Source organism: Peribacillus sp. GL_122 (genome assembly GCF_057835005.1).
The window spans coordinates 2,676,151-2,690,066 of the sequence record NZ_CM174415.1 but is presented as its reverse complement, the minus strand read 5'-3'; the positions used below and the strand labels follow the sequence as shown (position 1 = coordinate 2,690,066).

At 37.9% G+C, this 13,916-nt stretch carries 18 protein-coding genes; 7 read left to right on the top strand and 11 right to left on the bottom strand.

Annotated elements, in window-relative coordinates; translation table 11 throughout:
- Positions 1-7: 7 nt before the first annotated feature.
- From AC3ISB_RS12980 to cdaS, 3 genes are all read right to left on the bottom strand, one after another.
- The gene (locus AC3ISB_RS12980; protein WP_489276668.1) at positions 8-760 is read right to left on the bottom strand and encodes a PadR family transcriptional regulator; all 753 of its coding nucleotides are present in this window, start codon (positions 758-760) and stop codon (positions 8-10) included.
- 245 nt (positions 761-1,005) lie between these two features.
- Positions 1,006-1,752, bottom strand: a complete 747-nt coding sequence (map, locus tag AC3ISB_RS12975) for a type I methionyl aminopeptidase (RefSeq protein WP_098372255.1) — start codon at positions 1,750-1,752, stop codon at positions 1,006-1,008.
- 276 nt (positions 1,753-2,028) lie between these two features.
- Positions 2,029-2,655, bottom strand: coding sequence for a sporulation-specific diadenylate cyclase CdaS (cdaS, locus tag AC3ISB_RS12970; RefSeq protein ID WP_141994897.1), 627 nt, complete (start codon positions 2,653-2,655; stop codon positions 2,029-2,031).
- Between the two features lie 270 nt (positions 2,656-2,925).
- Here cdaS and AC3ISB_RS12965 point away from each other — a divergent pair, with 270 nt between their 5' ends.
- Positions 2,926-3,246 carry a 2Fe-2S iron-sulfur cluster-binding protein gene (locus tag AC3ISB_RS12965; RefSeq protein ID WP_098372254.1) on the top strand — a complete coding sequence of 107 codons (321 nt, stop codon included), beginning with the start codon at positions 2,926-2,928 and terminating at the stop codon, positions 3,244-3,246.
- Positions 3,247-3,323: 77 nt separating this feature from the next.
- Here the strand turns inward: AC3ISB_RS12965 and AC3ISB_RS12960 are convergent, their stop codons facing one another.
- Positions 3,324-3,704: a VOC family protein gene (locus tag AC3ISB_RS12960; RefSeq protein WP_063233829.1), complete on the bottom strand. Its 381-nt coding sequence runs from the start codon at positions 3,702-3,704 to the stop codon at positions 3,324-3,326.
- Between the two features lie 362 nt (positions 3,705-4,066).
- On the opposite strand from AC3ISB_RS12960, the gene AC3ISB_RS12955 reads away from it, so the two are divergent.
- The 4 genes from AC3ISB_RS12955 to AC3ISB_RS12940 all read left to right on the top strand — a co-directional run bounded on the left by AC3ISB_RS12955 (position 4,067) and on the right by AC3ISB_RS12940 (position 6,679).
- On the top strand, positions 4,067-4,534 hold the full coding sequence (locus AC3ISB_RS12955; protein ID WP_141994898.1) for a DinB family protein: 468 nt from the start codon (positions 4,067-4,069) through the stop codon (positions 4,532-4,534).
- A 65-nt stretch (positions 4,535-4,599) separates the two neighbouring features.
- Positions 4,600-5,013: a VOC family protein gene (locus tag AC3ISB_RS12950; protein ID WP_141994899.1), complete on the top strand. Its 414-nt coding sequence runs from the start codon at positions 4,600-4,602 to the stop codon at positions 5,011-5,013.
- Between the two features lie 379 nt (positions 5,014-5,392).
- Positions 5,393-5,893 (top strand): VOC family protein, encoded by a 501-nt coding sequence (locus tag AC3ISB_RS12945; RefSeq protein ID WP_339202154.1) that lies wholly within the window; start codon positions 5,393-5,395, stop codon positions 5,891-5,893.
- 234 nt (positions 5,894-6,127) lie between these two features.
- Positions 6,128-6,679 carry a DUF402 domain-containing protein gene (locus tag AC3ISB_RS12940; RefSeq protein WP_489276664.1) on the top strand — a complete coding sequence of 184 codons (552 nt, stop codon included), beginning with the start codon at positions 6,128-6,130 and terminating at the stop codon, positions 6,677-6,679.
- Between the two features lie 90 nt (positions 6,680-6,769).
- Here AC3ISB_RS12940 and AC3ISB_RS12935 read toward each other — a convergent pair whose 3' ends face one another.
- The gene (locus AC3ISB_RS12935) at positions 6,770-7,417 is read right to left on the bottom strand and encodes a lysozyme family protein (protein ID WP_489276662.1); all 648 of its coding nucleotides are present in this window, start codon (positions 7,415-7,417) and stop codon (positions 6,770-6,772) included.
- Positions 7,418-7,644: 227 nt separating this feature from the next.
- On the opposite strand from AC3ISB_RS12935, the gene AC3ISB_RS12930 reads away from it, so the two are divergent.
- Positions 7,645-7,800 carry a DUF4021 domain-containing protein gene (locus tag AC3ISB_RS12930; protein WP_377401442.1) on the top strand — a complete coding sequence of 52 codons (156 nt, stop codon included), beginning with the start codon at positions 7,645-7,647 and terminating at the stop codon, positions 7,798-7,800.
- A gap of 244 nt (positions 7,801-8,044) precedes the next feature.
- Here the strand turns inward: AC3ISB_RS12930 and AC3ISB_RS12925 are convergent, their stop codons facing one another.
- The 5 genes from AC3ISB_RS12925 to AC3ISB_RS12905 form a co-directional block, all read right to left on the bottom strand.
- On the bottom strand, positions 8,045-8,830 hold the full coding sequence (locus AC3ISB_RS12925; protein ID WP_489276660.1) for a glucose 1-dehydrogenase: 786 nt from the start codon (positions 8,828-8,830) through the stop codon (positions 8,045-8,047).
- A gap of 45 nt (positions 8,831-8,875) precedes the next feature.
- Positions 8,876-9,628, bottom strand: coding sequence for an SDR family NAD(P)-dependent oxidoreductase (locus AC3ISB_RS12920; protein WP_480339039.1), 753 nt, complete (start codon positions 9,626-9,628; stop codon positions 8,876-8,878).
- 34 nt (positions 9,629-9,662) lie between these two features.
- A complete protein-coding gene (locus AC3ISB_RS12915; RefSeq protein WP_489276658.1) occupies positions 9,663-10,451 on the bottom strand; it encodes an SDR family NAD(P)-dependent oxidoreductase in 789 nt (262 codons plus the stop codon).
- Positions 10,452-10,564: 113 nt separating this feature from the next.
- Positions 10,565-11,215 carry a GntR family transcriptional regulator gene (locus tag AC3ISB_RS12910; protein ID WP_141994904.1) on the bottom strand — a complete coding sequence of 217 codons (651 nt, stop codon included), beginning with the start codon at positions 11,213-11,215 and terminating at the stop codon, positions 10,565-10,567.
- A 249-nt stretch (positions 11,216-11,464) separates the two neighbouring features.
- Positions 11,465-12,262: a DUF2935 domain-containing protein gene (locus AC3ISB_RS12905; protein WP_489276656.1), complete on the bottom strand. Its 798-nt coding sequence runs from the start codon at positions 12,260-12,262 to the stop codon at positions 11,465-11,467.
- A gap of 345 nt (positions 12,263-12,607) precedes the next feature.
- On the opposite strand from AC3ISB_RS12905, the gene AC3ISB_RS12900 reads away from it, so the two are divergent.
- Positions 12,608-13,246 (top strand): formylglycine-generating enzyme family protein, encoded by a 639-nt coding sequence (locus tag AC3ISB_RS12900; protein ID WP_339202376.1) that lies wholly within the window; start codon positions 12,608-12,610, stop codon positions 13,244-13,246.
- Positions 13,247-13,534: 288 nt separating this feature from the next.
- On the opposite strand, the gene AC3ISB_RS12895 is transcribed toward AC3ISB_RS12900, so the two are convergent.
- Positions 13,535-13,795 carry a hypothetical protein gene (locus AC3ISB_RS12895; RefSeq protein ID WP_098372242.1) on the bottom strand — a complete coding sequence of 87 codons (261 nt, stop codon included), beginning with the start codon at positions 13,793-13,795 and terminating at the stop codon, positions 13,535-13,537.
- Between the last annotated feature and the right edge of the window lie 121 nt (positions 13,796-13,916).

The window sequence follows — 13,916 nt, the reverse complement described above, 5'->3', positions numbered from 1 at the left end:
ATTTCATTTAACTCTTTTCTTTTAAGAACATAACGACACTGGTCATGTATTTTTGGATTTCCTGGACTTGAAAGGCTGCAGAATCCGCAATCTGTTTGTAATGATGCTGTCCTTCATCGGTGATTCGTAAATACCGTTTAGTTCGTTTTTCACTTTCCCACCTGCCGACAAGAAGGCCGTTCTCTTCCATTTCATGAGATAAATCGTATAAATAGCCGTTTGAAGCGATCCAACCGAACTGATTTTTAAGGAGATCGCCAATTTCCCCCATGTAAATGGGCTTCTTAGTGAAAGCGGCTTTTAAAGTTACATAACGGACAAGGTCTTTCACCGATATTATTTTCGAGAAATACGACCTGTATTCTTCTGGAAGTTCATTAATAACTGGTGGGTTTTCACCAGAACCCCTTAAATCGAACATGAAGCGATCAATGACCTTTTTCACTTCGGAAAACCGTTCCAGGAAATTTTCTTGATACCATATGTAAAGCTCTTTGCCTTTTTCAGTTATTTGATAATAATTTCTTCCCTTATTCGTATATACTGATAAATGATTGGATTCGACTAGCGTATTGGATATTTTACATAGATAGTCATAGCTATGCACTTTTCCAGTGAACGTATTTTTTAGGTCCTGATGAATCGCCCTTGGATAATTCGCTTTTATTCTCAAAGAGTGTAGTAAAAAAATCGTTAAAAATTCCCGCTGGCTCAACCCAACCGTTTCAACCGTTGCAGACAGTTTCTCCCCTTTCTTCACAGTCATTACCCCCTTTATATAGTGTTTATATAACATATTATTAATTATTTCTTCCTTCCCCTTATTATCCTGTGCTCCCACATAATAGTAAAGTTTTTAATGCCTAACTGCCTAGTACTAATTTTTCGAATTTGATCTATTGTGGGTAAAGGGTATTCAGAATATTCTGCCGAGGTTTATTGTGAAATATTTCAATAAAACAAAAAGAAGAAACGGCACATGATTAGGCCGTTTCTTCTTTTTGTTTACTGTTCCGTTAAAATGATCGGATCTTCTTTTGTAATGACGAGGGTATGTTCATATTGGGCGGAGAGTTTTCCATCTGCCGTTCTTGCCGTCCAGCCGTCTTGGTCCATTTTCATATGCCATGTTCCTGCATTCAACATTGGCTCGATCGTGATGACCATTCCCTCTTTTAAACGGGCACCTTTACCTGGCTTACCATAATGTAGGACTGTTGGGTCCTCGTGCATGGTTTTACCGATTCCGTGCCCTGTAAAATCGCGAACAACAGAAAACTTTTCACCTTCTGCATATGACTGGATTGCATGCCCGATGTCCCCAAGACGATTTCCTGCCCGTGCAACTTCGATGCCTCTATATAAAGCATTCTTGGTTACATCCATTAAACGCTGAGTTTCATCGGAAACTTCTCCGACTGCATATGTCCAAGCTGAATCCGCCAAACCTCCGTTAAGGTTCACTACCATATCAATCGTAACGATGTCTCCCTCTTTTAAGGCTTTCTTTTGCGGAAAGCCGTGGCAGATTACATCATTCACTGATGCACACGTTGCATATTTGTAGCCGTTATAGCCCTTTTGTTCAGGAGTGGCACCATGCTCTGCCAAGTACTTATCGACAAATTCTTCGATTTCCCAAGTCGTGATGCCCGGTTTTATCATTTTTGCAATTTCTCTATGCGTCGCAGCAAGAAGTTTGCCCGCTTCATGCATCAAATTTATTTCTCGTTCACTTTTAATGGTTATCATTTAAAATCCTCTTTCGTTTTATAACTTTTCTGATTGAGACTCCCTATTTATCATATGCCTTTTTTTATATAAAAAGCAACCAAAAACCCGGTAAAAATCACCGGGTTAATTAATTCATGACCTTTTCCGTACCTGTAATACCGAGAAAAATAAGCTTTTGAATTACAAAAGTGTAAAAAATACGTTTTCCTTTACCCAATTGCTCTATGATTATTTTTTCGGGGGTGAATTACCTACAGCATTATAATCACTATTGACTTAATGGTCTCAAAAATTCTAAATGGGCCCATGAGCATTAATTGGGTATAAATTCCCATTAAACGCGAATGAAACTCTTCCTGTTTCCTCTGATACTACCAATACAAGGGCATCACTTCGTTCAGATAAACCTAAAGCAGAGCGATGGCGTGTTCCAAGTTTTTTTCCCCCTGTTGGTCTGTCTGAAAGCGGAAGGACATTTGCTGCGGAAACAATCTGATTTTGACTAACCAATACGGCACCATCATGTAGTGGATTTCCAGGGAAAAAAATTGATTCCAATAAAGAATGGGTTAACTCCGCTCCTATTGAAATACCTGGTTGGATCAAAGAATCAAGAGAATCTCCCCGTTGAATAACAATCAACCCGCCATGTCTCAAGTTCGACAAATTTTGTACACAAATTGATAATTCGGGATATTTGTCCGTAAATGGTGACAAATAACAGTTCAAATAAAATGTTGCTGCTTTCATATCGATGTATACGAATTTATCCTTTATTTTCTCGAAATTTCCAAGAAGACAATAATTTTCATCACCCATTGCTTCTAAGTTATCCTGTAATGCCGATATTACTTGACGAATTTCCTCTTTTAACATTTGTTTCATTGGTGAAAAATCACAATTGCCATTAGTCACAGGCATGCACCTCCCTTTTATTATTTCACTCTCTTTTATTCAATAAATCTTAATTATCTCTCTAAATGAACATTCTTATTTTCCCTAGCTCTGTTTATGCTTTGTTAAATTTATTATTATGAATGTACTTAAAGTTTGTCTTCAAGATAATTAATTATTCATCTTAACTAGCAATCAGTAATGACTTCACATTTTTTTATGTCATATGGACAAGGTAAGAGAATAGATATGTTAATGACCTGTTGAAAGATATTTTATAATAAGAGGTGGTATTAGATGCCTTACGTAACAGTATTTGACCAAGGAACGTTTGAAGTTGAGAATGGAAAAAAGTTAGTATTAGCATTGGAGGATAATGGTATTAATATTCTTCACCGATGCGGCGGGAAGGCTAAATGTACAACTTGCAGAGTGGAAATATTGGCAGGTGATTTTTTGGAGGTCACACAAAAAGAAAAAAAGGTCTTTGAAGACAAAGGAATGGAAGATCATTTGCGTTTATCTTGTCAAATTTACGTGAATGGAGACATAACCGTTCGGCCGATCAAGACGGTTGAGAACTCAGGACTTCCTGCTGGGACAAGGCCTGCAGACTAAATAGTAGTATCAAAAACATCAAAATGACTAAAAAATAGTTTTTCTAGTCGTTTTGATGTTCTTTTATCTTTAATGATTTACTTCTTTTCCATGACCGCAAAGTAATTATCTTCATTATCAGCAAAATTGAAGACTCTTCCAGATGGCATATTCACAAGTTCCCCAACTTTGATATTCTTCTCCGAAAAGTCTTTATATAATTCATCAAGATTATCCGAGTAAAACATTAATGAAGGTGTATTAAGATTTAATTCCGGCTGCATTTTAGCAATGAATTCCTTATTATGCAGGATGATACTCGTTTGTGCTTCCTTTGTTGGGGCTATTTCAATCCATCTTAGCCCTTGGCCGTTATCTTCTTCAGAAATTACACTAAAACCGAATTTTTCCGTCCAAAATTTCAATGACTCGTCTTGGTTATTTACATATAACATGATTTGACCGACTTTATTAATCATTTGCTTCTCTCCTTTTCTGCTGGCTCCGTTATTAATGATATCCATTACGTATAAGCATATTGTTGGTTGGAAATATATAACCAATTGAATCGTATAATAAATACAAGATTTAATCAATATTTACCATGTGCGAATTCCTTCCAGATATTAAGTTACCACAGTTAATGGTACTTTAACTCTAACTCTCTTGGAGTAAAAACCGTCTATGTGTTAATGCAAAAGAAAAATGATATTTTTAGGAAGCTTCCCCTGGTAGTTAAAAAAAGCTGTGTAAACTTTACAAACAGAAATTCACAGGAGTTGCAGGACTTTTCAATTTTCTCCAGAACTTCTATACAGAGTATTTCTCAAAGGAGGGTGAAATGGTGGTTCTATCGAAAGAGGGTTTGTTAAATATATTGGAAGGCAACAGGAGATTAACAATGCGGGTGGTTGAAGCCTTTCCTGAAGAGGAATTATTTCACTATACCCCGGCAGGGAAGCTTCGCCCTTTCGCAGAGATGGTTAAAGAAATCATGAACATTGAGACTGGATATATGCGTGGTATTGCACTTAGTGTTTGGGAGTATCCAGATTCGTTTGCTGGAATTTCCACCAAAGAGGAACTAGTTTCAGCATGCGAAGCAGTAAGGGATGATACTAGGAAACTGTGGGAGGAAATGACCGAGGAAACGCTTGCAATGGTGGAAAAGGATCCCTTTTTCGGTCCCTCACAAAGCCACTTTGACAGACTTCAATATGCCTTGGAAAATGAGATCCATCATAGGGGACAAGGTTATATCTATCTTAGAACGCTCGGAATTGAACCACCTGAGTTTTTCGTCAGGTAATAATGCAACATGATGTCAATAAACTTGTAGCAACGAATAAAAATAAAAAAATTGGAGTGAGATAGATGTCAGTTGATGCATATCTTAATTTTAATGGGAATTGTCGAGAAGCAGTAGAGTTTTACGCAGAGGTTTTTGGAACGGAGCAACCAAATATCATGACCTTTGGTGAAACACCGCCTAATCCGGAATTTGCCCTTCCAGAAGAAGCGAAGAATTTAGTCATGCATACAAGGCTAAATATTAATGGAAGCAATGTCATGTTTTCCGATACTTTTCCTGGTATGCCCTTTGTTGAAGGCAACAATATCAGCCTGGCATATGTCGGTAGTGACTTGGATGAAATTAAATCGATTTTTAACAAACTAAGTGTAGGCGGCACGGTTGGTCTAGAGCTCCAAGAAACATTCTGGAGTAAAATTTACGGTCAGTTAACCGATAAATTCGGAATCAAATGGCAATTCAACTTCGAGAGCTGAGAAATGAACATGACCCTTTATTGATTATTCTTCAATTTGGATATAGGTCTTTTCACTGGTGAAAAGTTTCTATATCCTTTTTTATTTCCATCACACTAGGGGCAAAGATACCGTAACTAGCATAAGGAAATAATTTTTCGTTAACCCTTAGGGGATGCTATATAAAGGTAATTAGTTAAATGATTGGCTAGTAAAAATTGAATTCTCAAACGGTTTTTAACTTCACCCTAACCCTTACATAATTTTCTAGGTTCCTGATAAATGGTGTATAGTAATAGGGTATTTCAATACTCGAAAAATAAATTTCACTTATAACCCAAATAACTGAAGGGTTTAGTTATCAAAGACTTACTAAATATGTAACCGAAAAGGAGAAATTATGAAAAATAAAATTCAAAAAATCACAACCAACTTGTGGTTTGATAATCAAGCTGAAGAGGCGGCAAAGTTCTACACATCCATCTTCGAAAATTCTAAGATCGGTAGGATCACTCGCTATGGAAATGAAGGAAATCAAATCCACGGGAAGCAAGAGGGGTCAGTGATGACCGTGGAATTTGAATTGGAAGGACAAGCATTCGTAGCATTGAATGGCGGCCCTCAATTCAAATTCACAGAGGCAATATCATTTATCATCAATTGCGACGATCAAGAAGATGTGGATTATTATTGGGAAAAACTTTCCGAAGGCGGAGACGAAAAAGCGCAAGTGTGCGGTTGGCTGAAAGATCGATTTGGTGTGTCATGGCAAATTGTCCCTGCGGAACTAACCGAGATGGTAAACGACTCCAATCCTGAAAAATCGGAAAGAGTTATGAAAGCGCTGCTCCAAATGAAGAAAATTGACATTAAAACTTTAAAGCAGGCGTATATAGGATAGGTTCCAAGAAACAACTATCTTGTAAGTTGTGTTTATTCCAGAAGTGTACGATTTTGAAGTAAATAAAGCCTAGTTTCTCGTTATTGTAGGTGTGAAATTAGGTTTTAATATTTGAATTTCCATAAAGCTGTTAATCCCCCATTTCCCTGGCGATCCCCCTATTAGAAAAGAAAAACCTTATTAAGTATAATGAAATAAATGATCTAGATAGTTTTTAAGGGAGAAATAGAAACGATGGACAATATATTTACACCAGCACTACAGCGTGGCGATGAAATAATAGAAAGAAAAATCCGCTATGACTCCTTAGTTGTGGAATATATCTGTTTGCTGTTAAAAGCAAAAAATCAACATGTCGTGCTTTTTCATAAAATCATGGATTCGTTCACGATGAAAGCGGGTCCTATAAAACTAACCATTCCTATAGGCAGTTATACGATTGCTCATTATTGGAAAGACCGTCCTTATAATTTATACATTTGGAGAGATAACCAAGGGAATTATTTAGGATCCTATTTTAATATTGTAAGGAATACATATATGGAGGATAAGTTGGTTTCCTTTGAGGATTTGATCATTGATATCTTGGTGCTTCCGGGTGGGGCACATTTTATCTTAGACGAGGAAGAGTTACCTGTGCCATTAGAGCACTATGAGAGTGGTTCTGTTAAACAAGCCCTAAACTCTTTACTAGATTCCATTGATATTCTTCTTTCACAAACCATTTCAGAATCCAAGAAACTCTATAAACATAAAGACCTCCTTCCATGGTTGAACAACAAATGACATTGGTTTTGATACTTTGAACTCCACAACAGTGAAACCTTTTGCATGAACAAAAAGCCTACTTCATTCAGCAGGCTTTTTTGTTCTTCCTCACTCACCATCAGCTTGAGCCGATATACTGTCGGCAAGCTCCTCAATGTTCTTAGATACCTTCGCACTGTATGAGTAATCACCGTAGCAATATGGGTATCGAAAATTCTCTTTGTCTCCGCCGCAATCATAAAGGGTAGGGTTTTTTTCGACCTGAAGCATGGAAAACTTCTTCGCAAGCTCCTCAGTATGCTTGCCCCCTTTATTCGCAACGAAATCAATATAACCAATTCCCATGTTATATGCTTGAATGATCGTGGCAAAATCCACGTCCTTTTCATTGCCATATTCATTGATTCTCTTAAAATGTTTCACTCCATACTTAATGCTTTCCGTTGGTTCTGTGATTGTATTTGGATCAAGACCCGCTGACTCAGATGCCTGCATTGGGTCACCGCCCCGTCCTCGGCTTTCCTGCTGCATCAAAGCAATCAATGTCGAAGTATGCTCCTCAAGCCCGTATTTAGCCAACTCGTCTCTGAGAAGTGAACTATACTTTGTCACGTTCGCAAAAGAATCAAGCGTATTTACTGATGTGGAAACATTTTCGGAATTTGGGGTTCGCATGATCTCCTTTATTAGCAAAAATGCAAAGATGAGGATAAAAATGACAAAAACATTCTTTGATTTCTTACGTTTCTTCTTCACAATCTCTCTCCGTTATCTCTAAGTTATATATTTATATCTTAACAAATAGTAAGAGTAATAACTATTTAGAATATCAATTAAATGTTCTTGAAAATGAGATTACTAGCATTGAATTAGTATTTTATCTTTAACTCTTAACTTAAACGAAAGAAAACTTAAAAATACCTAGTCACTCAGCGTATGTTTTTTCGGATAATGAGACACCCTATTGTGTGGAGGTGATAGGTATGGATAGGAAGAATGATAATGAAGAAATCCTTGATGATAAAAAGAAAAAAAATAGAACTGAGTTTGGGGCAGATCCTGATGAACAAGAAATGAATGGTCTGTATGGTATGTTGGAAACTGAATATGAAGATAAGCTTCATGATAAAGAAAAATAACGATTGATTTCTTGAAATTTTGTTAAGCGCCTTGTATGGCGTTTTTTTAATGAGTTCATCTGTTTTGTGCTTCTTGAATCTATTCTAAAGGTTCGCATATAGGCTATAAACTGATTTTTTACATAAGCAAAAAAAACGAAAACCCAGAAAGTCTTCGTTTTTATTAAATCCAAGTTTTGGTCTCTACCCAAAAAGGATACGATTAAAAAGGGAGTGACCAAATACTGGCACTCCCTTTACTTAATTAGTATTGTGATGATTGTCCGCCATCAATCGGAATGACTACCCCGTTGATGAACTCTGATTCCCCTGATAATAAGAAAGCGACTAAACGGCCGACTTCTTCAGGTTTACCAAAGCGTTTCTTAGGATTCACACTGACGAAATCCGCCATTGCTTCTTCCCAATTCTCCCCGCCTATTTGCCTGAATGAACCTTCTACCATCGCTGTTAAGATTACTCCTGGTGCAATGGCATTTATGCTGATTCCGTATTGACCATATTCTATGGCAGCTGTTTTTGTTAATCCTGCTACAGCATGTTTACTTGCAACGTACGCAGCTTGGTTAAGCACAGCACGAATTCCGCCTACAGAAGCAACGTTCACCACTGCCCCTGATCCTTGTTCTTTCATGATTGGCAGGATGTATTTCATGCCATAAAATACACCATTAATATTGATGTCCGTTACTTTGTTGAAAACGTTGCTATCGTATTCAGCCATTGGTGCCTGTTTACCTTCGATACCCGCATTATTATAAAAACCATCGACTCTACCATATTTGCTGACTGTTTGTTCTACATAGTTCTTTACTGCTTCTTCATTCGAAACATCTGCAGTGATCAGAAGCACATCTGAATTTGGTGCAATTTCAAAGATTAATTTTTTTGTTGCTTCCAAAGATGCATCGTTTAAATCAACTAATGAAAGTTTAGCTCCTTCTTTAGCCATTTCCAATGCGGCTGCTTGTCCTAAACCTGATCCTGCACCTGTAATGATTACTACTTTGCCATCGAATCGTTTGCTCATTGACAAAACTCCCTTTTTAAGTTATCTGAAAAATCCATTTATAATTTACCCCTTAAAGCTTAAGAATCCATCATCAACAGGAATGACTTGTCCATTAATGGCATCCGCTTTTTCAGAGAACAAGAACGTTACAACTTCAGCAACTTTTTCTGGCTGAATCAATTTTTTCCTCATATGAAGTTGTGCCAAACTGTCCAGGAACTCTTGATCATCACCAATGATCGGCGTTTCGATAAAACCTGGTGCCACACCGACAACACGAATCCCATATTGCGCAAGTTCAATTGCTCCTGATTTAGTCATGGCGATGACTGCAGCTTTTGCAGCATGGTAATTAAAGCTGCCAATTGAAACCATCGTCCCATATATTGAAGCTGTATTAACAATCGTTGCGCCTGTTACCCCAAGCTCCACCATCTTCCTTGCTGCATAATACATGCCATAATAAACGCCGTGTTGGTCAACATCAACGACTCTGTGGTAAGACTCTGGATCCATCTCTAAAAATGGTTTTACTAGTCCAATTCCAGCGTTGTTGAAAATTCCGTCGATGGTGCCATGATTGGCAACTGCAGCTTCTACCATCGCTTCCACTTCTTCCGCTTTAGCTACATCCACTTTCACAAAAGAAGCCGTGCCTCCCTTTTGTTGAATAGATTCAGCCGTTTCTTTAGCAGCAACATCATTGTAATCAGCCGCTACGACAATAGCTCCCTGTTCAGACAATTTAAATGCCGTTTCCTTTCCAATTCCGCTGCCTGCTCCTGTAATTACTATGACTTTTCTTTTTAAACTCATGTATTCGTCCCCCTATAATAATGTTTATTGCTTATCAGATTAATATGGCCCCGCCGTCGATTACAAGTTCTTGACCCGTAATGTGACTGGAAAGATCTGATACTAAGTACATCATTAGATTTGCAATTTCCTGCGGCTCAGCATACCGACCATCCGGAGTCGTTGCTTCCAACTGTTTTCTAGCCGTTTCAGCTGCCGCGGAATCACCTTGACCAAATCCGCTTTCAATCGACCGCATCATAGCCGTGTTGACGACACCTGGGCAGACTGCATTCACCCGTACACCATGGGGAGCAACTTCGACACCAGCAGTTTTCGTCATTCCAAGAACCGCATGTTTACTTGCACCATACGCCACCATGTTTGGCGTTGCGAGTAAGCCAGCTCCAGAAGCTGTATTCACGACCGCCCCGCTTTTTTGTTCAATCATATATGACAATACATGTTTCAAACCCAAGAAAACGCCGCGTACATTTATTGACATTAATTGATCGAAAACTTCAGTAGGATAATCGACAAGTGGCATGATTTTGCCTTCCCACCCTGCATTATTCAGGAAAATATCGATTTTCCCATAAGAATCTATCGTTTTTTGAACATAATTTTTTATCTCGTCTTCATTTGTAACATCGGCTTTAACGAACTTCGCTTCTCCGCCTTTTTCTTTGATTTCATTAACCGTTAACATGCCAGCCTCTTCAGAAAGGTCTACAACAACCACTTTGGCTCCATACTCTGAAAGTGTAATAGAAGCTGCCCGGCCGATACCCCCGCCGCCGCCGGTAACAATTGCTACTTTTTCTGTAAAATCAAATGCTTGCATAATATTCTCCCTTTCTCCCTTTGATCTTGGTGATGATATTCTTGTTTGTATACGATTACATCATAACACTAATTTTGTCGATTGTCGACAATTTGGTTTTAGAGTCAAAGACTCTACATCACTCCACGATTCAGAGCTTCATGAATTTCATTTTTTGCCTTAACGAAATCGTCTTCGATAATGGCCTCAATGGACATTTTTAATCTGAAATGGAAACTTTCCATCGTTTCCGTATTCCATTGACTTTGGGCAAAAACCATTAGGATATGACTGGCTTCTTCAAAAAATCTTGATAATGCTTTGTTATTAGCGACTGAAAAAATATATCGAAATATCTGTGTTGCCCTTTTTTGATACTCGATTACATTACTTTTTTCACACTCATCGGTTGCACTTTCCAAATGCTTTCGTAATGATTGCTTATTTTCTGCGTGCCACTTCCCTTGGGAAAATTCAATGCACATCTGGATCAGCCCGATTGTAACATCATTATATTCAATGATTTCCTTTTGTGAAAATGGCTTTACGATCGTTCCCCGCCTCGGCATTCTCTCAACAATACCGTCAACCTGTAATAGATAAAGGGCTTCGCGTACTGGTGCACGGCTCGTATTCAATTCTTTGGAAATGTCCTCTTCGACGATTTTCTCTCCAGCTTCTATTTCACCTTCAATGATTTTTTTTAAAATGTGTTTAGCGATTTGTTGTGGTAACGATTCTCCAAAATAAATGCCATCTGTCAAATTGGAAGTATTTCCAAACATCTTTCAGCACTCCTATACTTCTATAATTGATTTTAGTTCTTTTAGTATAACATAAGGATAGGAATTAACTTCCTTAAAAATTACACTCCGTAATGTTAACCAACCGAGAAAAACGTATTAAACTATACGAGGCTAAGAAAGACAAGATGACCGAACGCTTCTTTGAAGAGTTAAATATCCTACTGAGTTTGAAGGTAAATTCAACAGATTTGAGCCCCTTATATAGAAAGGGCTCTATGGTTCACTTTTTTATTCCACTAGCCTAGGTTTCGCTGGATCGCAGTTTGGCTTTTCTGTGTCTGTCGATTCAGCGAGTTTCGTTAAATAATAACATTCTTCACGCCACATATGATCTGCCATTAATGGTGAAAACGTTCCAAGAGCCTGCGCACTGAGGTCAAGCTCCTCCAATTCAAGCAGAAAGTGCTGAAAGAATTTAATTTCCAATGTAACGTCCTGATTCATTTTTTCCAATGCTGGGAATGTTGACAGATTGGTTCGTAAATATCCAGCCATTTCAACAGCTTTTAAATAAAAATCATTAAAATGTTTTTTATATTGATCACTTTTCTCCTTTAATCTTTTTTCAACATCATCCATATTGGATGAAATTGCACTTGCATGCCCTGCTGCATCTAAAAGCCAAATCAAATGATGATGAAGTTCATGGAAAACAGGCGGCATTTGATTTGAATTGAAGTATTTCAATAATATTAAATATTCTTCTAATTCGTTCACCATATGATTAATGAATGAAGGTGAAAGATGTATTTTTATTTTACCTACCAGATGTTCTTTAAGTAGGCATAGTTTAAACTCTCGAAACCTTAATGCCTCTTCTTCCGCCATGGCAGTTAGTTGCGAAATCTCTTCTGAATTGGCTTTACCAAGGAGAGTATCAAAAATTCGAATGAATTCTGAGGCAATTTCAATGTTTTCCACTTCAACCGGAGCTAAAGACTCATGGATGAACCTGCCATGGTCTCCTAAGATTTGCAGCCAAAACCGATGCTCGAATCTTGCTGTTTTTTCCAAAAACTCGTTCATTCGCTCTCCCCCCATAATTTAATGTATCGAAACTCACTTATAATTTGTATTCCAAAACCTACAAACTTATTAATATTAATTAAATGGGGGTCATGAAGCTTAAGCTTGCTCCCTTCCCCGCTCGATAGTTCATGCACCAAGAAAAATTAATGTGTCCCAATCATAATTGCATTACATAATAACATCTACTCCGCATACCCTCTTCAAAAACGGTGGTTTTTGTACTTATTTGAATCTATATTTGTATTGATTTAACAGTTCTGATTGTGGTAAGATTTGTAAAATTCTGATCATTTGGAGGAAGGTAGATTGTCAAAGGAAATAACGAGTTACATTTACTGTCCAATGGTGAAAATTCCAGGGGGAGAAATAGAATTAAGGGACGACAGAATTAAAAGCAAATGGAAAGCTGAAATAAGACCATTCCTTCTTGCCCGTTATCCTGTTACTAGGGATTTCTACTATGATATTACAAATAAATCGCCTAATTCTTTTGATCGAGATTTAAAACCTGTTGTGAATATTTCTTGGAATGATGCAATTTCTTTTTGTAATCTACTTTCACGGAAAGCTGGACTGGGAGAGTGTTATTCTAAAAATGGTGAAAACATAGTTTGTGATTGGGAATCAAGCGGTTTTCGACTTCCTTCAGAAGCAGAGTGGCAATATGCATGTAAAGCTGGGACTGCTGGTTATAGATATGGTGATCTGAATAAGATTGCCTGGTATAACGAAAATTCAGGGGGCATAATCCATGAAGTAGGAACAAAGGAACCGAATCCATGGGGTTTGCATGATATGTTAGGGAATGTTTGGGAGTGGTGCTGGGATTTATATGATGAACAAGTGTACGGCACCTACCGTATTTTTCGAGGTGGTAGCTGGGCTGAGGATGCCAGGGGTTGTGGAGCTTCATGTCGTCGGCGCAGCCATCCGACATTTTGCATAGACGACCTAGGATTCCGTCTTGCCCGGTCTTTTTAACTTCAGCAATCAAGCCAACTTAATTCAAGGTTTTACAGTTTTACCAACGGATAACAGGAGTGAAAACAGAAAGATCAGCTGTATGTATTTTTGTTGAACCCCCAAAAAGAAGAAGGTTCAACAAAAAGGATCGATTAGAGATTAAATCCAGAAAAAAGAACCGTCTTACATGTATCTTAGCCGTACTGCTATTCATATTTCTTTCCAGTTTTTTTGGTTGGATTCCGATTGTGAACAAAATAAAAAACCTGATAATTTTTCAGGTTTTTTAATATTTTCATCATTCGATTACCAGAGAAATGCGAGAAAAACTAAAGATGCAATTGCCCCAAAGGCAAATCCATTTGCAGCACCCCATCCAAATCCTGCATTAAAACCTCCATAACCAAACCCACCAAGGTTTCCGCCACCGTCAAATGGACGAATATATACACGGTTCGGTGTAACCCGGTGTATGATTCCCCGATGAACGGTTCCTCTACTTGTACGAATTTCAACCGGCCTTCCAACACCTTGCCTGCATTTATGATAATAATTATGATAACCCATTTTACACTCCCCTTGTCCGTCGATTATACATCGTATGTATTCGGGGACTAGCCTGCATGAATTAAATACCCACCAAACCTTTAAAAGTCTTTCCCATATTCCGAGTCAATGGTTAAACACT

Coding starts and splice junctions, on each gene's coding strand:
- map (WP_098372255.1), bottom strand. CDS start 1,752: ATGATAACCATTAAAAGTGAACGAGAAATAAATTTGATGCATGAAGCG.
- cdaS (WP_141994897.1), bottom strand. CDS start 2,655: ATGCCTGTGACTAATGGCAATTGTGATTTTTCACCAATGAAACAAATG.
- AC3ISB_RS12965 (WP_098372254.1), top strand. CDS start 2,926: ATGCCTTACGTAACAGTATTTGACCAAGGAACGTTTGAAGTTGAGAAT.
- AC3ISB_RS12960 (WP_063233829.1), bottom strand. CDS start 3,704: ATGATTAATAAAGTCGGTCAAATCATGTTATATGTAAATAACCAAGAC.
- AC3ISB_RS12955 (WP_141994898.1), top strand. CDS start 4,067: ATGGTGGTTCTATCGAAAGAGGGTTTGTTAAATATATTGGAAGGCAAC.
- AC3ISB_RS12950 (WP_141994899.1), top strand. CDS start 4,600: ATGTCAGTTGATGCATATCTTAATTTTAATGGGAATTGTCGAGAAGCA.
- AC3ISB_RS12945 (WP_339202154.1), top strand. CDS start 5,393: ATGAAAAATAAAATTCAAAAAATCACAACCAACTTGTGGTTTGATAAT.
- AC3ISB_RS12940 (WP_489276664.1), top strand. CDS start 6,128: ATGGACAATATATTTACACCAGCACTACAGCGTGGCGATGAAATAATA.
- AC3ISB_RS12930 (WP_377401442.1), top strand. CDS start 7,645: ATGGATAGGAAGAATGATAATGAAGAAATCCTTGATGATAAAAAGAAA.
- AC3ISB_RS12925 (WP_489276660.1), bottom strand. CDS start 8,830: ATGAGCAAACGATTCGATGGCAAAGTAGTAATCATTACAGGTGCAGGA.
- AC3ISB_RS12920 (WP_480339039.1), bottom strand. CDS start 9,628: ATGAGTTTAAAAAGAAAAGTCATAGTAATTACAGGAGCAGGCAGCGGA.
- AC3ISB_RS12915 (WP_489276658.1), bottom strand. CDS start 10,451: ATGCAAGCATTTGATTTTACAGAAAAAGTAGCAATTGTTACCGGCGGC.
- AC3ISB_RS12910 (WP_141994904.1), bottom strand. CDS start 11,215: ATGTTTGGAAATACTTCCAATTTGACAGATGGCATTTATTTTGGAGAA.
- AC3ISB_RS12905 (WP_489276656.1), bottom strand. CDS start 12,262: ATGAACGAGTTTTTGGAAAAAACAGCAAGATTCGAGCATCGGTTTTGG.
- AC3ISB_RS12900 (WP_339202376.1), top strand. CDS start 12,608: ATGGTGAAAATTCCAGGGGGAGAAATAGAATTAAGGGACGACAGAATT.
- AC3ISB_RS12895 (WP_098372242.1), bottom strand. CDS start 13,795: ATGGGTTATCATAATTATTATCATAAATGCAGGCAAGGTGTTGGAAGG.